The organism is Psychrobacter lutiphocae DSM 21542 (genome assembly GCF_000382145.1).
Classification (GTDB): domain Bacteria; phylum Pseudomonadota; class Gammaproteobacteria; order Pseudomonadales; family Moraxellaceae; genus Psychrobacter; species Psychrobacter lutiphocae.
Genome location: NZ_KB907635.1, coordinates 42,136 through 68,133 on the forward strand (window position 1 = coordinate 42,136; position 25,998 = coordinate 68,133).

19 protein-coding genes and 2 tRNA genes are annotated in these 25,998 nt (G+C 41.4%); 12 read left to right on the forward strand and 9 right to left on the reverse strand.

Annotation, left to right across the window (positions count from 1 at the left end; all coding sequences use genetic code 11):
- Positions 1–9: 9 nt before the first annotated feature.
- The gene (locus H140_RS0106880) at positions 10–330 is read right to left on the reverse strand and encodes a proton-translocating transhydrogenase family protein (RefSeq protein ID WP_201546954.1); all 321 of its coding nucleotides are present in this window, start codon (positions 328–330) and stop codon (positions 10–12) included.
- A 150-nt stretch (positions 331–480) separates the two neighbouring features.
- Entirely contained in the window at positions 481–1,614 is a 1,134-nt protein-coding gene (locus tag H140_RS0106885; RefSeq protein WP_019672930.1) for a Re/Si-specific NAD(P)(+) transhydrogenase subunit alpha, read from the reverse strand.
- Positions 1,615–2,138: 524 nt separating this feature from the next.
- On the opposite strand from H140_RS0106885, the gene yaaA reads away from it, so the two are divergent.
- Positions 2,139–2,951, forward strand: coding sequence for a peroxide stress protein YaaA (gene yaaA / locus H140_RS0106890; RefSeq protein ID WP_019672931.1), 813 nt, complete (start codon positions 2,139–2,141; stop codon positions 2,949–2,951).
- 259 nt (positions 2,952–3,210) lie between these two features.
- Here yaaA and groL read toward each other — a convergent pair whose 3' ends face one another.
- Together groL and H140_RS0106900 are read right to left on the reverse strand one after the other, a co-directional pair.
- Positions 3,211–4,851 (reverse strand): chaperonin GroEL, encoded by a 1,641-nt coding sequence (groL, locus tag H140_RS0106895; RefSeq protein ID WP_019672932.1) that lies wholly within the window; start codon positions 4,849–4,851, stop codon positions 3,211–3,213.
- A 152-nt stretch (positions 4,852–5,003) separates the two neighbouring features.
- Positions 5,004–5,294 carry a co-chaperone GroES gene (locus H140_RS0106900; protein ID WP_019672933.1) on the reverse strand — a complete coding sequence of 97 codons (291 nt, stop codon included), beginning with the start codon at positions 5,292–5,294 and terminating at the stop codon, positions 5,004–5,006.
- Between the two features lie 383 nt (positions 5,295–5,677).
- Between H140_RS0106900 and H140_RS0106905 the strand changes: the two genes are divergently transcribed.
- Together H140_RS0106905 and iscX are read left to right on the forward strand one after the other, a co-directional pair.
- A complete protein-coding gene (locus H140_RS0106905) occupies positions 5,678–6,202 on the forward strand; it encodes an acyl-CoA thioesterase (RefSeq protein WP_019672934.1) in 525 nt (174 codons plus the stop codon).
- A gap of 576 nt (positions 6,203–6,778) precedes the next feature.
- Positions 6,779–6,985 carry a Fe-S cluster assembly protein IscX gene (gene iscX / locus H140_RS0106910; protein WP_019672935.1) on the forward strand — a complete coding sequence of 69 codons (207 nt, stop codon included), beginning with the start codon at positions 6,779–6,781 and terminating at the stop codon, positions 6,983–6,985.
- 193 nt (positions 6,986–7,178) lie between these two features.
- Here iscX and H140_RS0106915 read toward each other — a convergent pair.
- The 5 genes from H140_RS0106915 to H140_RS0106935 form a co-directional block, all read right to left on the reverse strand.
- A tRNA-Leu gene (locus H140_RS0106915) sits at positions 7,179–7,263 on the reverse strand.
- Between the two features lie 425 nt (positions 7,264–7,688).
- Positions 7,689–7,773: transfer RNA gene (locus H140_RS0106920), tRNA-Leu, on the reverse strand.
- A gap of 550 nt (positions 7,774–8,323) precedes the next feature.
- Positions 8,324–9,457 (reverse strand): serine/threonine-protein kinase, encoded by a 1,134-nt coding sequence (locus H140_RS15150; RefSeq protein WP_019672936.1) that lies wholly within the window; start codon positions 9,455–9,457, stop codon positions 8,324–8,326.
- Positions 9,458–9,530: 73 nt separating this feature from the next.
- Positions 9,531–11,543 (reverse strand): sigma-54-dependent Fis family transcriptional regulator, encoded by a 2,013-nt coding sequence (locus H140_RS15865; protein WP_019672937.1) that lies wholly within the window; start codon positions 11,541–11,543, stop codon positions 9,531–9,533.
- Between the two features lie 115 nt (positions 11,544–11,658).
- A complete protein-coding gene (locus tag H140_RS0106935; RefSeq protein ID WP_019672938.1) occupies positions 11,659–12,873 on the reverse strand; it encodes a two-component system sensor histidine kinase NtrB in 1,215 nt (404 codons plus the stop codon).
- Positions 12,874–13,493: 620 nt separating this feature from the next.
- Here H140_RS0106935 and rimO point away from each other — a divergent pair.
- From rimO to lpxD, 9 genes are all read left to right on the forward strand, one after another.
- The gene (rimO, locus tag H140_RS0106940) at positions 13,494–15,206 is read left to right on the forward strand and encodes a 30S ribosomal protein S12 methylthiotransferase RimO (RefSeq protein WP_019672939.1); all 1,713 of its coding nucleotides are present in this window, start codon (positions 13,494–13,496) and stop codon (positions 15,204–15,206) included.
- Between the two features lie 173 nt (positions 15,207–15,379).
- Positions 15,380–16,105 carry a UMP kinase gene (pyrH, locus tag H140_RS0106945; RefSeq protein WP_019672940.1) on the forward strand — a complete coding sequence of 242 codons (726 nt, stop codon included), beginning with the start codon at positions 15,380–15,382 and terminating at the stop codon, positions 16,103–16,105.
- 153 nt (positions 16,106–16,258) lie between these two features.
- A complete protein-coding gene (frr, locus tag H140_RS0106950; protein ID WP_019672941.1) occupies positions 16,259–16,813 on the forward strand; it encodes a ribosome recycling factor in 555 nt (184 codons plus the stop codon).
- A 356-nt stretch (positions 16,814–17,169) separates the two neighbouring features.
- Positions 17,170–18,000, forward strand: coding sequence for a polyprenyl diphosphate synthase (uppS, locus tag H140_RS0106955; RefSeq protein ID WP_019672942.1), 831 nt, complete (start codon positions 17,170–17,172; stop codon positions 17,998–18,000).
- Positions 18,001–18,116: 116 nt separating this feature from the next.
- A complete protein-coding gene (locus H140_RS0106960; RefSeq protein WP_019672943.1) occupies positions 18,117–18,926 on the forward strand; it encodes a phosphatidate cytidylyltransferase in 810 nt (269 codons plus the stop codon).
- 51 nt (positions 18,927–18,977) lie between these two features.
- Positions 18,978–20,261 carry a 1-deoxy-D-xylulose-5-phosphate reductoisomerase gene (dxr, locus tag H140_RS0106965; protein WP_019672944.1) on the forward strand — a complete coding sequence of 428 codons (1,284 nt, stop codon included), beginning with the start codon at positions 18,978–18,980 and terminating at the stop codon, positions 20,259–20,261.
- On the forward strand, positions 20,261–21,718 hold the full coding sequence (gene rseP, locus H140_RS0106970; RefSeq protein WP_019672945.1) for an RIP metalloprotease RseP: 1,458 nt from the start codon (positions 20,261–20,263) through the stop codon (positions 21,716–21,718). Before dxr ends, rseP begins: the two co-directional genes overlap by 1 nt.
- 153 nt (positions 21,719–21,871) lie before the next feature.
- Positions 21,872–24,355, forward strand: a complete 2,484-nt coding sequence (gene bamA / locus H140_RS0106975) for an outer membrane protein assembly factor BamA (RefSeq protein WP_019672946.1) — start codon at positions 21,872–21,874, stop codon at positions 24,353–24,355.
- 432 nt (positions 24,356–24,787) lie between these two features.
- Entirely contained in the window at positions 24,788–25,843 is a 1,056-nt protein-coding gene (gene lpxD, locus H140_RS0106980) for a UDP-3-O-(3-hydroxymyristoyl)glucosamine N-acyltransferase (protein WP_019672947.1), read from the forward strand.
- Positions 25,844–25,998 lie beyond the last annotated feature (155 nt).

A 25,998-nucleotide genomic window follows, 5' to 3' on the forward strand; every position in this document is an offset into this window, starting at 1 on the left:
TTACCTCGTTCATGCGTCTTCTCCTTCTGATTTAGCAACTGGTTTGGCTTTTTTTTCCTTCGGTTTAAACATAGCGAGCATACGTTCGGTCACCGCAAAACCACCAAAAATATTGATACTGGCTAAAAATACGGCAAAAGCACCGAGTACACTAGTGACAGAAATGGCGCTACCATCAATATGAGTGGTCTGTAACATAGCACCGACAATAACAATACTAGACAAGGCATTGGTAACTGCCATTAAGGGCGTGTGTAGGGCAGGGGTAACGCCCCAAACCACATAGTAGCCGACAAAGATGGCGAGTACAAAAATGGTAAATATTGCCACAAATGGTGTGCCACCTGTGACGGCCACCCCTAAAGGGGCCGTTGCTAATACAGTAGCAAGCATAGTTTTCTCCTAATTTCTTTCTTAAATATCTTTATGTAAGCGTTTGGTATGACAGTGATAAAGCGTAATGAGTCATCCGTAAATACATTAGTTACGCTGCAAACGCACGTCACCATTGTGAGTTACCGCCAGTGCCCCTTGGATTTCATCGTCAAGATTGATGGCTAGGGTATTGTTGTTTTCTGCATCAAAGAGAGTAGTGATAAAGTTGACTAAGTTGTTGGCATATAAATCTGAAGATTGGGCTGCCAAAGTGGCAGGGATATTGGCTGCGCCTACGATACGTACTTTATTATCAGTAACGATAGTCTCTCCTGCGACAGTGCCTTCAACATTTCCTCCTGAGCTGGCTGCCATATCGATCAGTACTGAGCCAGCTTTCATCTTGTCTAATGTAGTTTTGTGAATAAGGCGAGGTGCATTGCGACCAGGTACTTGAGCCGTAGTGATCACAATATCAGCATTTGACACCGCTTTATCTACCACTGCAGCTTGATCTTTCATGTACTGTTCTGACGGTGTCCAAGCATAGCCCCCTGTTGATTTGGCCTTTTCTTTTTCCTCATCGCTCATGGGAACATCAAGCCACTTACCGCCTAATGACTCTACCTGCTCTTTTGCCGCAGGGCGTAAGTCACTGGCTTCGACCACAGCACCTAACCGTTTTGCCGTTGCAATAGCTTGTAGGCCTGCTACACCGACACCAAGTATCACGACTTTGGCTGGCTTGACCGTACCAGCTGAGGTCATAAACATTGGAAAAGGGCGGGCATATTCGTTGGCTGCCATTAACACAGCTTTATAGCCTGCAAGGTTTGCTTGTGATGACAACACGTCCATATTCTGAGCACGTGATAAGGTTCGAGGTAACAACTCCATCGCAAAGGCAGTGACGCCCTGTTTAGCATAGTTTTCAAGTTGATCATTGCGATAAGGATCTAGCATACCGATGACGATACTCGCTGCTGATAGCTGAGATATCTGCTCAGCTGTCAGATTTTGTACCACACAAATTATGTTTGCTTGAGAAAGGACTTCAGCTTCACTGGCAATTTTAGCACCAGCATTAACATAGGCGGTGTCATCGTAATAGGCATGTTGACCTGCACCAGACTCAATAATCACCTCATGCCCAAGTTTGGTTAATTTTTTTACCGAATCTGGCGTAATAGCAACGCGGCCTTCATATGCCTGCTTGGCTTGTATTGTGCCTATTATCATTTTCGCTCCTAGCTTGTTCAGTTGAGTAAAACCATAATCTGGTTTATATCCATTCTTTAAGCGCAGTTATGTTTTCTGTTAAAAAACCTCTGGTTAGTGTATTTAAAACCAAAGGTTATCAATATATAAAATGGTCGTTTGAAAACCATTCTTAGAATTTATTATAAGAATATAAATTAATAAAAATCATTGTAGAAAGATGACCAACCAGTTAAATTTAATAAAAACTTAAATTTATAGGATTTTCTAATAGAAGTATAACAGATAACATAAGGTTATCTATATAATGATATTTGCTATCTACATCATACTTATTATTATGTGTATAATTACAAAGTTTGGCTATCATCACCGAAGCAACAAGAGTGCATTGAAATGCTCAATAGATACAGGCTATGATGTTCTTTTAAGCTTCCGTAGTTATCAATTCGCTAATTAGCAAGTAACCGATAAACCAATTATAGATAAACCAACTTACTGAGTTAATATAACCGAATCAATTAATATAAAAGGATAATAAGCTCATGTATTTCTTACTATCTCCTGCAAAGAGTCTCAATGAGAGTGATGGTGTGCCAATCAATGTAGGCAACTATTACAGTCAGCCTGAGCTTATCGAGCATGCCCAGCAACTGATGAAAATTTTAAAAGACAAAGAGCCGATAGACCTACAAGAGTTAATGGGTATCTCTGATGACTTAGCGCAACTAAATGCTCAGCGCAACCAGCAATGGGCGTGGAGTGAGGACGCTCCGTTCACCGATGCCAATGCCAAAGCAGCGGGTTATCTGTTTGATGGCGATGTCTATACTGGGCTTGATATGTATAACCTAGATAAAGACACCGTAATTTATCTCAATGAGCATTTGGGTATTTTGTCTGGTTTGTATGGCGTTTTAAAACCACTAGATTTAATTCAGCCATACCGATTAGAGATGGGTACCAAGCTTAAAAATGAGCGTGGTGATAATTTATACCAGTTCTGGGGAGATGCGATTACTGAAGTTATTAATCAGCGTATGGCTGACTCCGAAGCTCAAGGCGAGGATAATGTACTGATTAACTTGGCGTCTAATGAATATTTCAAGTCAGTAAAAAAGAAAAATTTAGAAGCGGATATTATCACCCCACGTTTTGAAGATGAAAAAAATGGCAAATATAAAGTGATTGCTTTTTATGCCAAAAAAGCACGTGGATTAATGGTTAATTTTGCGGCGGTTAACAAAATAACTAAGGCAGAACAGTTAAAAGACTTTAATCTTGCGGGTTATTATTATGTTGATGAGTTATCCGATGAGAAGACTTGGACGTTTAGACGGGATGAATCTAGCCAATAAGCCGAAATGACCTTTTATGGCTAATGAATTGAATAAAGTGAATGAATTAAATTAAGCGAATGAGTTGAAATAAATTAGACAACCAAAAACCCCGATAAGCGATTGCCTATCGGGGTTTTTATTTTTGCTATAAACAGCATCTAATTGTAACGTGTAAAGTCAAGTAGACTAAAATGTGACAAGGCAACCGAGCGTTAGTACTACTAAGGTAGGCTTAGCGAGGTTAACACCGTCACAGTTTAGTTCTACGCAGACTAGACTACATCATGCCGCCCATACCGCCCATACCACCAGCGCCACCCATACCAGCCATTGGGTCAGCAGCTTCAGGCTTGTCAGTGATCATCGCTTCTGTCGTTAGCATTAAGCCTGCAACAGATGCTGCATGCTCAAGTGCTGAACGTGATACTTTGGCAGGGTCAAGAATACCCATTTCAAGCATATCACCATACTCACCAGTGGCAGCATTATAGCCATAGTTACCAGAGCCAGCTTTTACTTCATTTACTACAACAGAAGCTTCGTCACCTGCGTTGCTCACGATTTGACGTAATGGGGCTTCCATTGCGCGGCGTAAAATATTGATACCCGCATTTTGATCATCGTTGTCGCCAGTTAAATCTTTGATAGCGATTAAGGCGCGTATTAGTGCAACACCACCACCTGGAACCACCCCTTCTTCAACGGCAGCACGAGTCGCATGTAGTGCGTCATCGACACGGTCTTTTTTCTCTTTCATCGCTGTTTCAGTTGCTGCACCGACCTTAATAACTGCAACACCGCCTGAAAGCTTAGCAACACGCTCTTGTAGTTTTTCTTTGTCATAATCTGAAGTTGACTCTTCGATTTGACGGTTGATAGACTCAACACGAGCAGTGATATCTTCTTTTGAACCCGCACCATCAACGATAACGGTATTTTCTTTGCCGACAGTAACTTTTTTAGCAGTACCCAAGTGATCAAGGGTCGCAGTCTCTAGGCTAAGACCTACTTCTTCAGAGATAACCGTACCACCTGTTAAGATGGCGATATCTTGTAGCATCGCTTTACGGCGATCACCAAAACCAGGCGCTTTTACTGCACAAGTTTTTAAGCCACCACGCATATTGTTTACTACTAATGTTGCTAATGCTTCGTTTTCAACATCTTCAGCGATGATTAATAGTGGCTTACTTTGTTGCATAACTTGCTCAAGTAAAGGCACAATTTCGCGGATATTGCTGATTTTTTTATCAACCAATAGGATAAATGGATTTTCAAACTCAGCCGTTAAGCTATCTTGTTTATTTGCAAAGTAGGGGCTGATATAGCCACGGTCAAACTGCATACCTTCAACGACCTCTAAGGCATCTTCAAAGCCTGAGCCTTCCTCAACTGTAATAACCCCTTTTTTGCCTACTTTCTCCATTGCTTCAGAGATTAGCTCACCGATTTTGGTATCAGAGTTAGCAGAGATAGAGCCTACTTGGGCAATGGCCTTGTGGTCATCAGCAGGTGTTGCTAACTTATGAATTTCTTCAACAGAGGCTTTCACTGCTTTATCAATACCACGTTTTAGATCCATTGGGTTCATACCCGCAGCAACAGACTTCATGCCTTCTTGCAAGATAGACTGAGCCAATACCGTTGCCGTTGTTGTACCATCACCAGCCACATCATTGGTTTTGCTAGCAACTTCACGTACAAGCTGAGCACCCATATTTTCAAACTTATTTTCAAGTTCAATTTCTTTTGCTACTGACACACCATCTTTAGTGATTGACGGTGCACCAAAAGACTTATCAATAACCACGTTACGTCCTTTAGGACCAAGAGTTACTTTGACAGCGTCTGCTAGGATATTAACGCCATCCATCATTTGCGTACGAGCGTCAATGCCAAACTTTACATCTTTAGCCATGAGAATACTCTCCAATTATTTTTGTTAATGAGTGTTTGTTTATATTTATAAAAAAGTAGTCTATAAAAGGGCTTAGAAGCCTTAGACATTTTATTTTTGTTCTAAGCCAGCTTACATATTAAATAAAGATGAATAAGCTATCTATCGGTAAACTAACCTTCAAGCACACCTAAAACATCAGACTCCTTCATAATCAATAACTCTTCGCCGTCAACCTTAACCGTTTGACCTGCATACTGACCGAATAAAATCTTATCACCAACTTTTACGTCTAACGCACGCACCTCACCATTATCACGAATTTGACCATTACCAACAGCTAAGATTTCACCTTGAGATGGTTTCTCTTGAGCTGAACCAGGCAATAAAATACCACCAGCAGTTTTTTGCTCTTCTTCCACACGGCGGACAACGATGCGGTCATGTAAAGGGCGAATATTCATTGTTCACTCCATTAAAAAAAGTTCAGTTACAGTTAATGTATAGGGGGGTACCCATATCACTCATTAAAATATTGTTATTGAGCTATGGGGTTGTAATGAAAGTGGGGTTTCATAGTGAAAGTTTCAAGTTCAAGCCGATAAAATTTTTTTCTAATCCTAAGATGACAAGGGTAATAGGCAGGTATAGACTAGGCTTGCCTTAATTGATTGATTTATGTAACCATTATTAAAGCCAGTGCTAAAATCAATACCCGTCTTGGTAATAAAAGACTGAACAGCCAGTATCGAAACCCAACCCAACCAAACCAAACATCCAAACATCCAAACATAGCAACTGTCACTCTGTATGGAAAATTTAAAAATAAGCAAAGGACACCGCCACCATGAACATGATCATTCGTTTTGCTATTTTGCTTAATTTGCTCAGACAGCAACAAGCCAAAGATGACGCCATTAATCTTGAGCGATTAAAAGCCCCCTTTAGTCGTCACTACCGAGTATTGCCGCACGATATGGGCTTTCGCAATCACCTACCAAACTACCGCTACCTCTCCTTTATCGAGCTCAATGTCACCGGTTGGCTATATCAAATACTAAAACAGCAAGGTAAGGGCGGACTAAGCCTCAATTGGATTATCTCGATGCAAGAGATGGTGTATCTGAAAGAGGTTAAATTTTTGGACAAACTGACCGTGACCAGCACCTTAGAAGGCTGGGATAACAAGTATTTGTATTTTCAGCATCACTTTTATGTCAAAAATAAATTAATGGCGATTGGCCTAACCAAGTTTCTTTTAGTTAATAAAAAAGGCAAACAAAGCCCAGAAGTAATAGGCTTACAAGGTAAGCAGTTGACTGAGGTAATTACCACTTGGAATGCCAATCAAACCGCCATAAAAAACCAGTAACACCCCCAATCTCGACTTAAAAAATCGATATAGGCTGAAGCTTATAGCCCAGATAAACCTACTTTTTCGTAAAAATTCTGGACAAAAACCACAGCCGATACAAAAAGTTGAGAACGAAGTAGCAACATAAACATACCAAGGAGTCAACCCTGCTTTTCGCTGCTATCTTGGTACACACAGGCGCAGGCACTAAGGCCAGAGGCGTTCCTGACCCAGCGATACCACCTCTAGCCAAGCGCCTGCAAGCCTGTGCTTAACCAAGTATATCCGCTTCAATCAGGACTAAAAAGCCTTATTAAGGCCACCCACACCCACTTACTTACCCCAACAAACGTAAACCAACCAGATAAAGTCAGCGAAGTTAGCGAAGCGTGAGTCACCCATGTATAATAACTACAACTAATTTTAATTTAATCGTGGCAGATCACGTTTTTAATACTATCTTCAAGCGCAATAAAAAACGAACACCACCCTGCGCCAGATAGCCACTCTCAACCTAACAAATCAACTCTCAACCTAATAAATCAACTCTCAACCTAATAAATCAACTCTCAACCTAATAAAAAGGACAACCCAATGAACCAAAAACTAAAATGGACCGACAGCCTAGACATCGCCATCGAGCTTTATGAGAAGTTTCCAGACACCGACCCACAATACATCCGCTTTACCGACTTACATCGCTGGGTAACTGAGCTGGAAAATTTTGATGATGACCCTCAAAAATCAAACGAAGGTATCTTAGAAGCCATCCAAATGAACTGGATTGACGAAGCGGATTAACTGGATATCAAATCTCGATAAAAAAAAGCCAGTCCTTTGTATCAAAAAGAAAAAAAGGGCTGGCTTTTTGACAACAAAACAAATAAATAGGGTGGTTATCAAGTAGTGTAGTATTAATTTTATTAAGCAATAAAAAACCTGCTCAAAGGCAGGTTCTATATAGGTGTGAGAGCAATCAACTAACCGCTAAAAATGGTGGGGATGGAGAGACTCGAACTCTCACACCTCTCGGCGCCAGAACCTAAATCTGGTGCGTCTACCAATTCCGCCACATCCCCGTTTTTAACTGGGTCAGTGTGTCTCAGTGGTTGTGTATTATATAGATTTAAAACTGATTGGCAAGCCTTTTTTTTAGTTAAAGAGTGAATTATGGGTCAATACTGATACCACATTGGCTTGGCTTTGGATCAAGATTAGCTACTACCAAGATTAACTACTACCAAGATTAACTACTACCAAGATTAACTACTACATAGAAAATAGCTGGTCAATCTATGATTCTGTTTCACGGTACACAAAAGCCTTTACAGTTACCGTTCACCGCAAAGCCTTTATTTATGGGCGTTTACTAGCCCTATCGCAATATACGCAAGCAAAGTCTCAGCCCACATCTATTTCACGTACCAAAATCACAAACACAAAAAAAACCCGCTCAAAGGCAGGTTCTATATAGGGTTGAGAACAATCAACTAACCGCTAAAAATGGTGGGGATGGAGAGACTCGAACTCTCACACCTCTCGGCGCCAGAACCTAAATCTGGTGCGTCTACCAATTCCGCCACATCCCCGTTTTTAACTGGGTCAGTGTGTCTCAGTGGTTGTGTATTATATAGATTTAATTTGAGTTGGCAAGTATTTTTTTTAGAAAATTGCGATTTGTTACGTGATAGGAATAGTACATCAAAATTTTGGAAAGGAAGGTGAAAGTATTTTGTAGTATGGTTTGCTCTGTTTTAAGTTTGGTGCTAGGCAGTTCAATTCATTGTTTGAATGAGAGTACACCTAGTTAAGATAGCTTCGTTCTTGTATTTGCCATAGCCATAGCGCTACCATCCCTGCAAAGTCAACCCACCAGCGTAGATACAAGTGTAGGTTAGCGAAACGTTAATAAAACGGCAAGATAGGATAAGGTGGGCTAGTTTGTTATCTGTACCTTTTTTTTATTTTGATTAAGTATTAATAGCCTAAGCAAATCAAGCTAATTCAAAATACTTTTTGGTGTGATTATAGTTATACCTTTTCTAAAAAACAACCTATCTTTGTCAAACTCGTTGAACCTACTATATGTAGCGTTTGCACTCGTTTTCCTCGATAGCTTAATTTTTAGATTTGGTATTATTATCGTGACTGTAATAGCTGATACAGATCATTCCACACCGCATCCATACACTGATAGCGATTTGATATCTGCTTTGCCAATAATTTGTCGATGATGGTTTGTAATGCTGGATACTGTTCTTGCAACTGTGCCGAAAGCAAAGGCACCGGCTGCTGGCAATGTAGCTGTGCCCAGCCCTGCAAATCATCTAGGTTATCGAGTATAAACGGTCTTTTTCCCATCACTATCTCATATAGAGTAATACCAAACGCATAAATGTCACTTTGCTGATTTTTTAGTTGACCTTGCCAGCATTCAGGCGCGAGATAAGCGGGTGTGCCTGACAGCAAAGTGGTGGTTAATGCGACATTATCGCCAGGTTGAAGTGCGCAGGATAAGTCGCTAAGATATGTTGTAATTTTACTGTCTGTGCGAGACAACAAAAAATTGCTCGGTTTAATATCGCCATGTATCCAGCCCAAGCCATGTAGCTGTTTCAAGCTACTTGCCATCGCTTGCGCTAGGTCAAGCTTGTGGCATATGTTTAGGCTTTGGTTATCGCCATCGTTTCTGGCTAAATAATCTTTAATACTAGCTTCAAACAAATAAGGCATGATAAAGCCAACACATTGCCATTTTTGGTCGCTGTCAGTGATTGTGATTATCTCATCGTAACAAGCTATAACTGGAACTGTTGGTGGGATAGGTGAGGCTGATTCTGTAATGTGCTGTTGAATAAGCTGCAAATTTTTAATTTCATGACATAAGCTAAAATGCTGGTGCTGGTGCTGGTGCTGGTGCTGGCTTTGTGGTTTGTAGGGTGATAGTTGCCATTTATAAATACAGTAAGGACTAACGTGGGACTTTGCAGGTAGGCTGGAAGGTAGGTCAGAGGCTATGCTATCTGGGATAGACTGTGTCAGTAGAGTTAAGCCTTGATAATAGGCAGTGCCTGATAATTGATCTGACTGATAGTCTGCACTTAGGTTGTGGCTAGTATGACTATGCTGGCTAACAGCACGATACTGGCTAAGGCGTAGATGCTTGTTGACTTGATAGTTGTGCTTGGCCAAATGCCGAGTCAGCAGGGCGAGCAGGGAGCGCTGTTTCTGGCTGAAGCGGATTGAATGAAGATCATCAGGCTTATTTATCATCTATTATCTATTATCTATTATCTATTATCTATTATCTATTATCTATTATCTATTATCTATTATCTATTATCTATTATCTATTATCTATATTGTCGTTTAGACCCAGTAGTTTAATTTTACGAGTTAGGGTGTTGCGCCCCCAGCCTAACAGCTCAGAAGCGTCACCTTTGCGTCCTTTGCTGTGATTTAAGGCCACCTCAATTAATACCGTTTCAAACTCTGGGGCAGCCTGTTGTAAAATATCAGTTTGACCAGCATTAAGCGCATTGGTTGCCCAAGTGCGTAGTTGTTGCTGCCAGTTTTGTTGTGAGCTTTGAGTATTAATATCTGGCAGATGTTGAGCTTTTACGGAGCTTGGTGTATCAATAAAGGCTAGGTTTTTAGCTAGAGACTTAGTAGCATCTGTTTGGGCTGGTGTGGCTAGTATTTGGTTATTAAGATTATCAATAATAGTGGTGACATCACTATTATTGATACCACCATTATTATTAATAGCACTGTTATTAGTGACATCAATATCTCTAGCAGTATTGTTGTTGCTCTCACTTTGAGTTGCTATATGTTCCTGTTGAATCTGCTGGGTTAAATAACGTTTGGCAAATTCGGTTAAGTCAGGTGGTAAGTCTTCGATAGTCAGTAGGTCACCGGTGGCCATTACTGTTATCCAGCGACAGGCATTTTCAAGTTGGCGGACGTTGCCTGGCCAGTCAAAGGCTTGCATGATGTGCATGGCTTCTGTCGATAGCTGCTTTTTATCTGTATTCATCTCTTTTGCTGCTTTAGCCATAAAAAAATCAACCAGCTCAGCAATGTCATCAGGGCGATCACGTAGCGGTGGTAACGGCAGACGAATTACATTAAGTCGGTAAAACAAATCTTCTCGAAACTTACCCTCTTTCACCAACTGTTCAAGGTTTTGATGGGTGGCGGCAATGATGCGCACATCGACTTTAATAGGTTGTTGGCCACCAACACGAAAAAATTCACCATTGGCTAATACTCGCAAAAGACGGGTTTGGGTGCTAAACGGCATATCTCCAATTTCATCTAAGAATAGTGTTCCACCATTGGCTTGTTCAAATCGGCCTTGGCGCTGAGTAGTTGCTCCAGTAAAAGCGCCTTTTTCATGTCCAAATAACTCTGACTCTATAAGCTCTTGTGGAATGGCTGCCATATTTAACGCAATAAATGGTTTTTTGCTACGTGGTGAGTTTTGATGCAAAGCCCCCGCTACTAGCTCTTTACCAGTACCAGATTCGCCTGTGATTAATACTGTGATTGGAGAGGAGGCGAGGCGACCGATAGCACGAAATACGGTTTGCATCGCTACTGATTGACCGATAATTGGGGTGGTACTATCGGGCTGAATTTTGCTATTGTTGGTTTTTGATCGGTTGCTATTGGTTTTGCTAGGCTTATTAGTTTTATTGATTTGATTGGTATCGGCGGGTATGGCTATCGACTGAGCTTTATCCGTTGTAATTTTGGTCGTATCAGTTGGCGTTGTTTGAGTCGTATTTTGCTTAGCATTCTTACTTTGTTTGTTTGTATTTGGGATGCTGTCAGTACAACTTGCGACACTTGTTGTGGACAAGTGACTATCAGTTGGCTGTGAACCAGTCTGTGTTGTGGTTGGTGTAACTATTTTTTCGGCTTGAGTTTGCGCTGTGGCTTCCTTGCGAGCGGCTGGGTTTGATTGAATGGCTTTTTTTATTACCAATACCGCTTGGTCTAAATCAAAGGGTTTTGGCAGATACTCAAATGCACCTGTTTCATAGCTGTCCACCGCTGATTTTAAATCAGAGTGGGCGGTCATGATAATCACGGGTAGCTGGGGAAAGTTGTTTTGCATCCACTGGCTAAAAGATAGCCCATCCATCATTGGCATTCTAATATCTGTCAAAATGACATCTGGGAGGCTGTCGCTAGGTTGCTGTCCTTTGAGAACTTCATTGAGCTTAACCCATGCGCCTTTGGCATTAGAAAACGGGTGTACTGTCAATCCAGCATCACAAAAAGTATCTTCCAAGATCAAGCGTAATGCTGGGTCATCATCGATTAACCAAAGGCTATGTTGTGTTGTCATGAGTTTGGTTCCTTTGTGTATTAAAAATGACGCTGTATGAGTGACGTTTTATTTTACTATTCGTTTGTAAGCTGTTAGTGCGTCTGTGGTTCAGTTTGGCTAGATGTATGGGTTGTCATGATGTATGGGTTGTCATATTAAGGGGTAGATAAACGTTAAATTGGGTATCACCTGGTTGTGAAAATACTTCGATAGTGCCTTGATGACGATGGATAATCTCTTGCACCAATGCCAGCCCTAGCCCTGTGCCGTTTGCCCTTGCGGTCACTAACGGGAAGAAGATACGTCCGATAAGATCGTCACTAATCCCAACTCCGTTGTCATGTACGCTCACTTTAATCACTTGCTTATGATGTACTGTACCTATGGTGTATTGATGCTCAATACGGGTGCTGATTTTTAGTTGTGGTCGATAGTCAGGGTGCAATCGGCTAGTGTCTTGTTCGAGCATGGCTTCACAGGCGTTGTTAACGAGATTTAAAAACACTTGAATCAGTTGATCGTTATCTGCCATGAGCTCTGGTAAGGATAAGTCGTAATCTCGTTGGATGCGAACACTAGGATGCTGAGTTTGGGTCAGTAGTAGCACGTGCTCTAGTGGCTGATGTATATTAATAAGCTGAAAGTTTGGTGGCTGGTTAGAACCAAGTAATTGCTCTATTAACTTCGTTAAGCGATCAGTTTCACTGATGACAATGTTGGCGTAGGTGGTCAACCTCTTGGCATCTACTAAGATATTTGGATTGTCGTTGGCTTGTGCGGTGTCGGCAGTGGTTGCTAAGCTAGAACGAGTTTGTCGAATTAGGAGTTGGGCAGCACCACGGATACCAGCCAATGGATTTTTGACTTCATGTGCCACAGAGCGTAGCATTTCACGTGAGACATCATGTTGCTCTTGTAGTTGTTGCTCTTTATCCAATCTGCTACGGCGGTCACCTTGCCAGATCTCAATTAAAAAGTAAGGCTTACCGTCTTGCTCTACTGGTGTAACGCTATAATGAACATCTAACGGATGAGTAACACCACGAATGTTGCGGCTATATTCGATAAAAGGTTGTTGGTAATGTTGAGCATTATAAAACTGGGTTTTTAGCTTGTCATAAGCATCTAGCGCAGCTGGCAAGTTTGCATCTGAAGCCTGTGGATCTGTCATCTTTGAATGTACTGGTAATAACAAATCGATAATATTAAGTCCAATTAAGCGGGAGGCGCTGGCGGATAGGGTTTGTTCAGTTTGAGTATTGATCCATGCAATACGTAGGTCATGTGTGACCCAAATCACACCTGTATATAGGTTTTGCAGTAAGAGTAGGGGGTTGAGCACTGGCATGGCGTGTCTTTTTTATTATATTGTTGTTTGAGTGCGTTTAGTGATTTGCACGCGTTTAATTAAGTATTGAGTAACTGTTAAGTCAGTCAGCTAAGCAAGTTAAGTGTCGAGTCATTAGGGGGTGTTGCTCATTTTTATATTTTTATTACCATTTGCAAAATGATGCTGCCCCCTAGTTTAATAGTGAGCTGCAAGAATAGTACCAGCATTTGTAGCTAATACGATAGATTTCACCCCCTAAAAACAGTATGTCTTCGACAGATATAAAGGATAAAGTTGGCTAAATTGCACTATAATGGCTCTTAAATCTACTTGTATTAATATTATAATAGTGCAAATAACGGACTAGAGCACGTGTTATGTTCTATTTTAGTGCATTTTTTACAAAAGAGGGTGTTGATGATTGTTTTTGCGCCATGATTGATGAACTTTGATTTTTTTTGCTGGATAAACTAACAAGATGATATGGTTAACAGAGATGAAAATCTGATGAATCATGTTTTGATACTGGTATCATGCGGGCAAAATTCGTACAATGCACCACAATACAAGCAACTCTTGATAAAAATACATCTTGTGGTTTATTTTATCCTTCCTTATTTTTAAAAAAGTAATTTTTTATGCCAAGCAAATTGACTATGCCAAGCCAAATACCAGTGCCAAGCCAAACACCAGTGCCAAGCCAAACATCAAAAGACTCTGTTGTAGATCCTGTTTCTATCTATATACCCAATAGTAATGAACAAGACAGCATCAAGGCAGATGACAACGCCAAAAACAATAGCTTACAAAATAGCGACTCTCAACGTATCCGTACCAAAGCCAGTACTGGGGCTTATCACCATAAAGCTAATCACAACCAAAACCGTAGTGTTGGTGACAGTAGCCAACATGTCAGCCAGCAGTCTAATCTACAAGTCAATACAAGGGTGAGCGAGCAGCCAGCAGTGGCTCATCCTGAGCCACAAGTTGCGCCTAAAGTCGGCTTTGTTTCTTTAGGCTGTCCCAAAGCTTTGGTCGATAGTGAGCACATTATTACCGAGCTTACCCGTGATGGTTATCAGGTTGCATCAGACTATGATGGCGCTGATCTGGTGGTGGTGAATACTTGCGGCTTTATTGAGTCTGCGGTGCAAGAGTCCCTTGATGCCATTGGTGAGGCAATCAGTCAAAATGGCAAAGTGATAGTCACTGGCTGTTTGGGAAAAGATGCCGATAAGATTCGACAGATGCATCCAGCAGTATTATCAGTCACTGGTGCGCATGCGTACGATGAGGTGATTACTGCTGTATCAACCCACGCACCCATTGCTAAGTCCGCCAAAGAGCGCCGCTATGATCCTAAGATAGACTTGATTGATGATGCAGGTGTTAAGCTTACCCCAAGTCACTATGCGTATTTAAAGATATCTGAAGGCTGTAATCACAGATGTACCTTTTGTATCATTCCAAGCTTGCGTGGAGACCTAGTCTCTCGTCCGATAGATAGTGTGATGAATGAGGCGATGGCGCTCAAAAAGGCAGGTGTTAAAGAGTTGCTGATTATCTCGCAGGACACTTCCGCTTATGGCGTTGACCTAAAGTACAAAACCAGCTTTTGGAATGGGATGCCACTGAAGTCAAAATTCTTTGACCTTTGCCAAGCGCTAGCTAAGGTGGGTATTTGGGTACGCTTGCACTATGTCTATCCTTATCCGCATGTGGACAAGGTGGTTGAGTTAATGGCCAAGCCCACAGATCAAGGCGGTCTGCTGCCATATCTTGATATTCCCTTACAGCATGCCAGTCCAAGTGTATTAAAAGCAATGAAACGCCCAGCGCATAGCGAAAATACGTTGGCACGTATTCAAAAATGGCGTGAAATTAATCCAGATATCGTAATTCGCTCAACCTTTGTGGTTGGTTTTCCAGGTGAAACTGAAGCAGACTTTCAGTATTTATTAGACTGGCTTAAACAGGCCAGATTAGATCGCGTTGGCTGTTTTACTTATTCAGAAATTGAGGGCGCAGTTGCCAATGAGTTGCCCAACCCTGTGCCAGAAAAGGTCAAGCAGCAACGCTATGAGCGCTTTATGGCAGTACAGCAACAAATCTCAGAACAAAAGCTACAAGAGAAGGTCGGTAAACGCCTGATGGTACTGGTTGATGATATTGATGCCGAAGAAGAGATTGCTATTTGCCGTAGTTATGCTGATGCGCCTGAAATTGATGGGCATGTATATGTCGATAATATTGTACACAAGGGGCAGATAGTAGTCGCTATCGGAGATATGTTGCAGGTCACTATTGATGAGGCCAGTGAATATGATTTATTTGCATCATTAGTAAATTAGTGCTATAAGCCGTTAGCATTTTTTGGTAAACTTTACCGAATTTAGCTTTGTTTTTTAATTTTTTCAGCAATGAAGCGATTGCAAACCGTCAGTCCACTTGTCTTTCATTCGTTGATAGTTCATTCATTGATAGTTCGTTGTCTTTAAATTAGTTGAAATAAAAAAGGTGCCTTATGTCTGATAAAAATCCACAATTTTCTCGTATTTTACTTAAACTATCAGGCGAAGCCTTAGCGGGTGATCAGGGCATGGGGATTGATGCCTCGGTACTTGATAAGATGAGCTTGGCCATTGCCCATTTATGCGGTTTGGGCGTGCAAGTGGGTATCGTCGTTGGTGGTGGTAACTTATACCGTGGCAGTCAGCTTCAAAAAGAAGGCTTGGTGGGACGTGTCACTGGCGATCAAATGGGAATGCTTGCTACCGTGATGAATGGGTTGGCCATGCGTGATGCGTTAGAGCGCCGCAATATTAATACGCGCTTAATGTCTGCACTGCCTATTGGCGAGGTGACAGAAAGTTATAGCAGTCGCAATGCGATTCGTTACCTAAAAAATGGCGATGTATGCATTTTTGTTGCAGGGACAGGCAACCCATTTTTTACAACAGATACTGCCGCCTGTCTACGTGGCATCGAAATTGAAGCGGGTGTCATTCTAAAAGCGACCAAGGTAGATGGCGTATATGACAAAGATCCGAGTGTGCATGATGATGCGACCAAATACGATGCGCTGACCTTTGATGAGGTGCTAGAACAAAAGCTTGGCGTTATGGATTTGACTGCTATTGCCTTATGTCGTGATCACAATGTACCGCTGCAAGTATTTGATATGAATAAGCCTAACTCGTTATTAAATGTCATCATGGGTAAAAATGAAGGTACGCAAGTATTCCATTAGCTCATAAGCAGCCATTAGTCTATAAGCAGTTAGTTTTATGGATGCTGTTTGACAGTGCTTAAATGTGATGACTTGTGTAAACTTGCCTTTATGTAACGAATAAGTTTTATGTAACGAATAAGTTTTGTTAAATCAATTAAGAAGGAAAAAAAGATGATTAATGATATTAAAAAAGATGGTGAAGATCGTATGAAAAAAACCATCGAAGCCTTAGAAAATGCCTTTAGCAAAGTGCGTACAGGTCGTGCGCATCCTGGTATGTTATCTGGGGTAATGGTTAGCTACTATGGCGCTGATACACCATTAAACCAAGTTGCTAGTATCAACGTTGAAGATTCACGCACCTTATTGGTACAGCCGTTTGAACGCTCTATGGTGCAAGCGGTAGATAAAGCGATTCGTGAAGCAGACTTAGGCTTAAACCCAATGACTGCTGATGTGATTCGTGTGCCTATGCCAGCGTTAACTGAAGAAACGCGCCGTGATATGCAAAAGTTGGCTCGTGGTGATGCCGAAAACAGCCGCGTTTCTATCCGCAATATTCGCCGTGACTTGTTAAGTGATATCAAGGAACTTGAAAAAGAAAAAGAAATTAGTGAAGATGAAGAGCGTCGTGCCAGTGATGACATCCAAAAGCTAACTGATAAATATATCGGTATTATTGATGGTATGCTAGAGACAAAAGAAAAAGAGCTTATGGAGGTATAAGGTCTGTCTGTTGGACGTTGATGACGCATAAAAGCTATATGTGTGATAACTTGCAAGTTGCTGTAAAGCCATAACATGATAACTTGCAAGTTGCTGTAAAGCCATAACATGATAAATTCACGTTACTAAAATAAAGACTCACTAATAGGACTTACATAAAATACGATTTCAAGGCTTTAAAAGCGACTGGTTATTATTTATGGAGCGTCTGGCTCTACCTTCAAAGGATTCATAAATGATTACCAGTTGCCATCATATCTACTCGTGTGTAAGTCCTAACTAAAATAAAAAAAAGCCAAGCGTCCTATCCCTTTGTTCTAAACTTCTCTAACCCTGCAACTTATTAGATGCCTATTATGACCAAGCCTCACTCTAAGCAACCTAACCCCGCAACTCAGCAACAGCCCGAACTCTCAAGAGGTTCAGATGATGACTTAGCGACGCCTGCGATATTACCAAAACATATTGCCATTATTATGGATGGTAACAACCGTTATGGTAAAGCGCATGGTATGGCAAAAGGTCAAGGTCATGTCGCAGGAAAAGAAGCATTAGACCCCTTAGTTGAGTACTGTGTGGCAACTGGCATTGAGGTATTAACCGTATTTGCTTTTTCTAGTGAAAATTGGCAACGCCCACCCAATGAGGTGGCTTTGTTGATGCGTTTACTTTCTACTACCATCACTGAGCAAATGCCACGAATGAAAAAGTATCATATTCGCTTAAGATTTATCGGTGATAGAAGTCAGTTAAGCCCAGCGCTGCAACAGCAAATGGCCGATGCAGAAGCTGAGACTGCTAACAATGATGCCATGACACTGGTTATCGCCATTAGCTATGGTGGTCAGTGGGATATTGCCAATGCTGCTCGTATTTTGGCAACGCAAGTGGCAAAAGGTGAACTGCTTGCTGATCAGGTGAGTGTCGGTTTGCTAGATAAGCAGGTACAGTTGGCGGATGTTCCTGATGTGGATATGTTGATTCGTACTGGTGGTGAGTATCGGATTTCTAACTTTTTGTTATGGCAATCTGCGTATGCTGAGTTATTTTTTACTGATACTTTGTGGCCAGATTTTACGCCAAAAGAGTTAAATGCCTTGTTATTTGAGTTTTCGCAGCGCCAGCGCCGCTTTGGTAAGACCAGTGAACAGATTGAGCAAGGTCTAGAAAATGACAATGATGGGTAGTAGAGTAGTTAGCAGAAGGTAATTGCTAATTTATTGTGGCTAGTAAATTAGCAGTAGCGGTATCAATATATAGTAGCGGTATCAATATATAATGGATAAAAAGAAGGTGCTTTGGTATGTGGACACGCATTAAAACGGCTGTGGTATTGGTCATTATCGTTGGTATTGCACTGTTCGCAAGTGAAACACCTTATTTAATTGTACCCTTATTGGCTATCGGAGTAACCATTGCTGCTTATGAATGGACAAAATTGATGCCAAAATGGCATATCCCAATTTTGTTTGTATTGTTAGTATTGGCAATCACCTTAATAACCTTGCTAGCACCGCAATCTTGGCCAGCTTGGTGGGTGTTATCGACCTTAATCTGGTTAATGGCATTATACTGGGTCAGTCAGTTTCCACACTCGACACCTTGGCATGGTAAGCAGTTGTCTGTAATTGGACTGGTATTGTTAACTGGTGCAATTACCGCTATGTTTTATCTGTGGCAGTTCTCACCTTGGTGGTTATTGTATGTCTTTTTATTGGTATGGTGTGCCGACAGTGGTGCTTACTTTGTTGGGCGCAAATTTGGTCGACGCAAGATGGCGCCCAATGTGTCGCCTAATAAAAGCATGGAAGGGCTAGCAGGTGGTTTGGTGACTGGATTTGCGGTAGTACTTGCCATTAGTCTATTTAATTTGCAGTTAACAGGCACGACTTTGGTATTATTTGTGGGGCTGTCATTGATAACGATATTGTCTTCTGTATTAGGAGATCTATTGGAGTCTATGCTCAAGCGCAAAGCTGGTGTTAAAGATTCAGGCAATATCTTGCCTGGTCATGGCGGTATCTTGGATCGTATTGATTCGCTATTAGCAGCCACGCCGATTTTTGCACTAGGATTTTGGAGCATGCAACAGATGGGTTGGTTGGTGTTATAGTCCGTCTTTAAGCCCCTAATGATTTATAGTTAATGTTTTTGAAGGTAAGTTATGACCCAACGCATTGCCGTACTCGGTGCAACCGGCTCAATCGGTGACAGTACCCTGTCTATTTTGGCTGAACACCCTCAGTTGTATCAAGTTTATGCTTTATCAGGTCACGGTCGTCTCGATAAGTTATTGACACTGTGTCAGCAGTTTCAGCCTGTACGGGTAGCGGTGCCTAGCGAGAAGGTAGATGAGTTTGCTACTCGCTTACAACAGGCAGGCTTAAACTGTGATGTGGTTGGCGGTCAAGCAGGTCTTGATGATATTGCTGCCGACCCTGAGGTAGATACGGTGGTAGCAGCTATTGTTGGTGCCGCAGGTTTGTCTTCGACACTTACTGCGGCACGTGCTGGTAAGCGTATTTTGCTGGCTAACAAAGAGGCCTTGGTGATGGCGGGCAGCTTGATGATGCAAGCGGTCAAAGACAATGGTGCAACCTTATTGCCGTTAGACTCTGAGCATAATGCTATTTTTCAATGCTTACCGAATGAGGTTCAGCAAAATAATACTGCCATTCATGATGCTGGTCACGGAGTTAAAAAGCTATGGCTAACTGCTTCTGGAGGCCCGTTTTTACACAAAAGCTTACAGCAAATGCAAGCGGCAAGTGTTAGTGAGGCAGTAAAGCACCCTAACTGGTCGATGGGCAAAAAAATATCTGTGGATTCAGCCACTATGATGAATAAAGGTTTGGAGCTAATTGAAGCCTGCCATTTGTTTGATCTGGCTGAATCAGATATTCAAGTTGTTATCCATCCACAAAGTATTATCCATTCTATGGTTGAATATACAGATGGTAGTTTTTTGGCGCAGTTGGGTAGTCCTGATATGCGTACGCCAATAGCTCATGCGCTAGCTTATCCACAGCGTATTGCTACAAGTGTTGAGTCACTCGATTTATTTCAGCTGGCGGCGTTGGAGTTTGTTAAGCCAGATTTAGAAAAATTTGCTTGTCTAAAACTTGCTCGCCAAGCTATGCAAACAGGACAGTCAGCTACTATTGCACTTAATGCAGCCAATGAAGTGGCGGTAGAGGCTTTTATAAAACAGCAAGTTTTTTTAACCGATATCGCCTTGATTAATGCCAGAGTATTAGACAAGATGCTAGGCGGTGATGCAATACTAGCCAGTCAACATACTACTGGTATTGCTCAGAATGATACTGGATTAAGCCAGGGTATTAATCCAAACTTTTCCTTAAATATAAAACAGTTAGATGATATTTTGAATATTGATAAAATAGCTCGGTCTTTTGCTGAGCAAGTCATACAGGAGTGCCGCAGTTAATGTCATTTTTGCTAGTTGCTTTGGCGTTTATTGCCGTTTTGGGACCTTTAGTCGCTTTACATGAGTGGGGGCATTATATAGTTGCTCGCTTATGCGGAGTAAAAGTACTGACCTATTCTATTGGGTTTGGTCCGAAGCTGTATGGCTGGACTAGCAAAAAGTCTGGCATTGATTATCGTATTTCAGCCTTGCCTCTAGGCGGCTATGTAAAGATGCTTGATGAGCGTGAAGCAGATGTGGCGGATAGCGAAAAACATTTGGCGTTTAACAATCAACATCCGCTAAAAAAAATCGCCATTGTGGCCGCAGGGCCATTAATGAACTTTATTATTGCCATTGCATTATTTTGGGTATTATTTGTGGTGCCCAGTGAGCAGTTAAATACGCGCATTGGCTCGGTAATACCAGATAGTCCAGCGGCCAGTGTTAGCTTACCCGTTGGTGATAAAATTGTAGCGGTAGATGGTCATCCAGTCCAGACTTGGGAGGAGGTGAATTACCGTCTAGCAGACCGTATGGGAGAGACTGGAACGGTGCGTATTAGCGTACAGCCGATGACTCAGATAGTAGATACAGAGCGTCACCAAGATAGTGACAAACAACAAGGTATGAGTCAAGGATTAGAGCAGTTTTATGGGTCAACCCAGCAAGTTGAGGTGCCGATTACAAACTTTTTACAAGGTGAGCAATCAGGAATAGACACTTTATCGGGCTTGGGAGTATTGCCTTGGCAGCCACATATTGAGCCTGTGATAGCACATCTATCCGAAGATGGTGCCGCCATTCGTCAAGGTATGCAGGTGGGTGATAGAATTACTGCCATTGATGGTCATCCCATTGATGACTGGATAGATGCTACTCATTTAATTAGAGATAACCCAGAAAAGCTGCTCACCTTTCAGGTTTTGCGTCAAAATGATGCTGGCGAAATGCAGCAAGTTGAGCTAAAAGTTATGCCACAAGGCAAAAAAGGGACAGCAGGACAGCGTTATGGTCAAATTGGTGCTGGTGTAGATCCAGGACAGATAGTTGTACCTGATGAGTATAAAACAATGGTATCCTACGGGGCATTAACTGCGATTGGAAAGTCTTTTGCCAAAACTGGTCAGTTAGCCAACATGACTTTAAAGTCAATGGGTAAAATGGTCACAGGCAAGGTGGGGCTTGAAAACCTTTCAGGTCCTATCTCCATTGCTGTGGTGAGTAAGCAAAGCTTTGATATCAGTTGGAAGCAAGTGTTGGCAACCGCTGCTATTATCAGTTTGAGTCTTGCTGTACTTAACCTGCTGCCCATTCCTGTATTAGATGGCGGCCATTTAGTGTATTATATTATTGAGCTAATTCGTGGTAAGCCATTACCAGAGCATATGCAGGCAATAGGGTTGAATATAGGCTTTTTACTGCTAATAGGATTTATGATACTGGCCATTACCAATGACTTTAGTCGCTATTTTTAAAAAAACTGACTTTTATTAATTTTATAACCTCCAATAGTTTGTTATATTAAAAGCTTTCTAATCACCCTAAAATAAGCACCAAGACAAAATGTGCTTTGAATAAAAAAGTATTACCTCACCTTTAGCAAGTTCTCTGAATTACGGATTGTATGTATGCAAACGTCTTTATTAAAAAAAGCCCAACTAATCGCAGTGCCCGCCTTTGTCGCCATGATGGCTGTATCTACCCACGCTGCAGATGCAGTATTAACTGATATTGAGTTTGTTGGTCTTCATCGTTTAACTCCAGAAAGTCTATATCCCTTATTGACCACAGACGTTGGCAGTGTGGCGACAGATCAAGATTTAGCCAATAGCATTCAAGCGCTGTATGCCACAGGTGACTTTGCTAATATTCAAGCCAAGCAAGATGAGGGGCGCATAACATATTATGTTGTTGAGCGTCCGATTGTGGCAGAAGTAAACTTTGTTGGTAACAAGCTAATTCCAAAACAGGGACTAGAGGATGGCTTAAAATATGCTGGGATATCAGTTGGCGATGTGCTAAAGCAATCTACTGTCCAAAATGTCGCCAACGAATTACAGCAGCAATATATTAGCCAAGGCTATTACAACAGTGATATTGAAGTAGATCAAGAGCTGCTTGAAGGTAACCGCGCTAAGCTCACCATTCGCTTTATTGAAGGTAAAGCTGCAAAAGTGGTTGATATTAATATTATCGGTAATGAATACTTTAGCGAAGATGATATTAAAGATGTGTTTGCAGTGAAAGAGTCTGCTTGGAATCGCTTTTTTTCCAAATCAGATCGCTACGCTAAAGAAAAGCTGGCTGCAAGCTTAGAAAGCTTAAAAGCAATGTATTTAAACGAAGGTTTTGTTAACTTTAGTGTTGATAATGCCACGTTGAATATTAATGAAGAAAAAAATAAAGTTTATATTGAAGTGAGTGTCACTGAAGGTGAACAGTATCAATTTGGCGACATTAGCTTTTTAGGCAAGCCAAGCTATGATGCTGCTGAATTATCAGAGCAAATTCAGTTTGATACAGGAGAACGTTATTCACAAGCTAAGCTTGAAGCTTCGACCACAGCATTACAAGATCATTATGGCAATGACGGCTTTTATTTTGCACAAATTCGTCCAGTACCGCGCATTAATGAAGATACCAAAACCGTTGATATTGATTACTTTATAGATCCCTCACGACCAGTTTATGTGCGCCGCATTAACTTTAACGGTAATATTAAGACCGAAGATGAAGTATTGCGCCGTGAGCTACGTCAACTCGAAGGATCGCTTGCATCAAATGAAAAGATTCAAACCTCACGTGTGCGTTTGATGCGTACAGGCTTTTTTAAGACTGTAAATGTAGATATACGCCCAGTACCTAACACGCCAGACCAGATTGATGTTAACTTTACGGTAGAAGAGCAACCCTCTGGTAGTTCAACCATTGCCGCAGGTTACTCGCAAAGTGGTGGGGTAACCTTCCAGCTAGACTTTAGTCAGCGTAACTTTATGGGAACAGGTAACCGAGTCAATGCAGCTTTTTCACGTTCTCAAACTCGTGACTCTTATAGCTTAGGTTTTACTGACCCATACTTCACTGCTAACGGTGTCTCGCAAGGGGTAAGCGCCTATTATCGTAACACCAAATACGATGATCGTAACGTCAGTAACTATGTCCTGGATTCTTATGGAGCTACTTTAAGTTACAGCTATCCAATTGATGAAACTAAATATATTAGCGCCGGCTTTAACTTTGATAATACAGAAGTTAGTGGCGGTCGTTATATGGGTATCTCAAACGTCTCTGAGCTGTTAAAAGAAAAAGGCAAGATGCGGGCTTATACCAGAGATAGCTATGATAGTAATGGTCAGCTTATCGGTACTGATCCACTATATAATGCCAGCTTTAAAAATGACTATAACACCTATAACCTACTACTAGGTTGGGATTATAGCACCCTAGATCGCCCTATCTTCCCGACTAAAGGGATGAGCCATGATGTTAGCGCCACTCTAGGCTTTGGTGATCAGACGTATCAAAAACTAGTCTATCGCGGTAATATCTATTTTCCATTGGCTAAAGATTTTGTGCTACGTGGTTATACACGACTTGGTTATGGTAAGGACCTTCCTTTCTATGAAAACTTCTATGCAGGGGGTTATGGATCGGTACGTGGTTATGAGGCCTCAAGTTTAGGACCACGTTCACCTGTCTTTGACTATGCTGCCAATCAATATCCAAATGATTATTATGATGAAGAAGAAGTGGGTGGTAATGCTTTAGCAACTTTTGGTGCTGAGCTAATTTTACCGATGCCTTTTAAAGGTGATTGGGCAGATCAGGTGCGTCCAGTTGTGTTTGTTGAAGGTGGTCAGGTCTTTGACACCACCAGTAAGAAAAACGAAACCTTTATGTTAAAAGGTGAGTATGCAAGCTTAAATGAGCACTTAGAAAGAAAAAATCTACCATTATTAAGACGTGATAATGATCTACGTTATAGTGCAGGTGCAGGCATCACTTGGTATACGCCAATCGGTCCTATCTCTATCAGTTATGCTAAGCCATTTGGTGATAAAAAGGGTGACAAAACTGAAGAAGTACAATTCCAGATCGGTAGTACTTTTTAATAGTTGAGATTTTTTGCTGGGGTGCGTCTTCAATTTGTGCAGTGATATTTAAATGGGCTAAAAACAGCTAGATCTTGTTATACATCGTCAAATAACGGGTTAATATCATGATATTATCTGTGTTATTTTCCTAGTCTAACTGAGGTTTATCTTATTTTTGTTACTATTTTAAAATGAAGACACGCCCTAGGTTTAAAGATAGCTTTTATTTTGGTGCATCTATTTTTACACGAAAAAACTAAGCTAGACTTTTGCTATGAAGATGCATGTTCAACAGACCCTAGTCATTTTTAGCTTATCAATCTCCAGAGTAGCTATTGGAGACTTGCCGAGTAACAACTCATTTCATTTATAGAAGATGTCATTTATAGAAGATGTCATTTATAGAAGATGCTGTTACTCTAACTGTTCTAAAGGATATTGTTAACTCTCATGACCTCATTTGAACCACAAGTTAGCCTTGCCCAGATTATTGAAGCCATCAGCACCCGTCAGCCAGTCTTAAACCTGCGACAGTTGACTCAAGCGCAGCAGCAGACTTTGGTTACTGGTATTGGTAGTTTGGATGAGGCCAATGCACAGCAGTTAAGCTTTTTGGCGGATAAGGCTTACGCCTCAGTACTACCAGTAACACAGGCAGCAATTGTCTTATTATCCGAGCAGTTTGCTTCACAGATACCAACGACAAGTCTGGCTGTGGTAGTTGCCAATCCTTATGCAGCGTACGCTAGTGTGTCGCACTTATTTGAACCACAAACTAAAGCTCAGGCGATAGATGGGAGCTGTATTCATCCAAGTGCCCAAATAGCTGATACTGCTGTTATTGGTGATAACGTTTATATTGGGCCGTTTTGTGTGGTTGGTGAGCACGTACATATTGGTGATGGTAGCCAGCTTATTGCACACGTATATATTGAAGAAAATAGTCATCTTGGTAAAAACTGTGTCTGTTATCCGCAGGTGTTTATTGGTCATCATAGCCAAATCGGTGATCAAGTACGCCTGCATTCAGGCGCTAGTATTGGCTCTGAAGGTTTCGGCTTTGCACCGCTTGCAAATACCGCAACTGATGGCTGGGAACGTATTGTCCAGCTAGGCCGAGTTATCCTTGGCAATCAGGTGCGTGTCGGCAGTCAAACCTGTATTGATAGAGGTGCAATTGATGATACGGTCATTGATGATAACGTGATTATCGACAACCTAGTGCAAATTGGTCACAATGTGAAAATTGGTGCAGGTACTGCTATTGCTGGAAATGCAGGAATTGCTGGTAGCACCCGTATAGGAAAGCGCTGTATGATAGGGGGTAGTGTTGGTATCGCTGGTCACATCACCATTACTGATGATGTGGTATTGACTGGAATGGCGATGGTCACTAAGTCGATTAAACGTCCAGGCGTATATTCCTCTGGAGTGCCTGCCATGCCTGCAATGGATTGGCGCCGTATGGCAGTCAGAATGCGAGCTTTAGGTGAAAAAGAGCGTTGAGCCAATTTTGTCACAAAATTTGCAAGGCTTTTTAATTTTTTAATAGGGTGTTTAGGTTTAATAAGGTATATATGGTTTTGAGTGTTTTATTTTACTGTTATCAACCTTTTAAGTTGCAGACACGCCCTAATAAAACAGGATATACTAAAGTTTTT

Bases quoted from the DNA above. Each gene is read 5' to 3' on its own strand.
- H140_RS0106885 (WP_019672930.1), bottom strand. From the start codon at position 1,614: ATGATAATAGGCACAATACAAGCCAAGCAGGCATATGAAGGCCGCGTT.
- yaaA (WP_019672931.1), top strand. From the start codon at position 2,139: ATGTATTTCTTACTATCTCCTGCAAAGAGTCTCAATGAGAGTGATGGT.
- groL (WP_019672932.1), bottom strand. From the start codon at position 4,851: ATGGCTAAAGATGTAAAGTTTGGCATTGACGCTCGTACGCAAATGATG.
- H140_RS0106900 (WP_019672933.1), bottom strand. From the start codon at position 5,294: ATGAATATTCGCCCTTTACATGACCGCATCGTTGTCCGCCGTGTGGAA.
- H140_RS0106905 (WP_019672934.1), top strand. From the start codon at position 5,678: ATGAACATGATCATTCGTTTTGCTATTTTGCTTAATTTGCTCAGACAG.
- iscX (WP_019672935.1), top strand. From the start codon at position 6,779: ATGAACCAAAAACTAAAATGGACCGACAGCCTAGACATCGCCATCGAG.
- H140_RS15150 (WP_019672936.1), bottom strand. From the start codon at position 9,457: ATGATAAATAAGCCTGATGATCTTCATTCAATCCGCTTCAGCCAGAAA.
- H140_RS15865 (WP_019672937.1), bottom strand. From the start codon at position 11,543: ATGACAACACAACATAGCCTTTGGTTAATCGATGATGACCCAGCATTA.
- H140_RS0106935 (WP_019672938.1), bottom strand. From the start codon at position 12,873: ATGCCAGTGCTCAACCCCCTACTCTTACTGCAAAACCTATATACAGGT.
- rimO (WP_019672939.1), top strand. From the start codon at position 13,494: ATGCCAAGCAAATTGACTATGCCAAGCCAAATACCAGTGCCAAGCCAA.
- pyrH (WP_019672940.1), top strand. From the start codon at position 15,380: ATGTCTGATAAAAATCCACAATTTTCTCGTATTTTACTTAAACTATCA.
- frr (WP_019672941.1), top strand. From the start codon at position 16,259: ATGATTAATGATATTAAAAAAGATGGTGAAGATCGTATGAAAAAAACC.
- uppS (WP_019672942.1), top strand. From the start codon at position 17,170: ATGACCAAGCCTCACTCTAAGCAACCTAACCCCGCAACTCAGCAACAG.
- H140_RS0106960 (WP_019672943.1), top strand. From the start codon at position 18,117: ATGTGGACACGCATTAAAACGGCTGTGGTATTGGTCATTATCGTTGGT.
- dxr (WP_019672944.1), top strand. From the start codon at position 18,978: ATGACCCAACGCATTGCCGTACTCGGTGCAACCGGCTCAATCGGTGAC.
- rseP (WP_019672945.1), top strand. From the start codon at position 20,261: ATGTCATTTTTGCTAGTTGCTTTGGCGTTTATTGCCGTTTTGGGACCT.
- bamA (WP_019672946.1), top strand. From the start codon at position 21,872: ATGCAAACGTCTTTATTAAAAAAAGCCCAACTAATCGCAGTGCCCGCC.
- lpxD (WP_019672947.1), top strand. From the start codon at position 24,788: ATGACCTCATTTGAACCACAAGTTAGCCTTGCCCAGATTATTGAAGCC.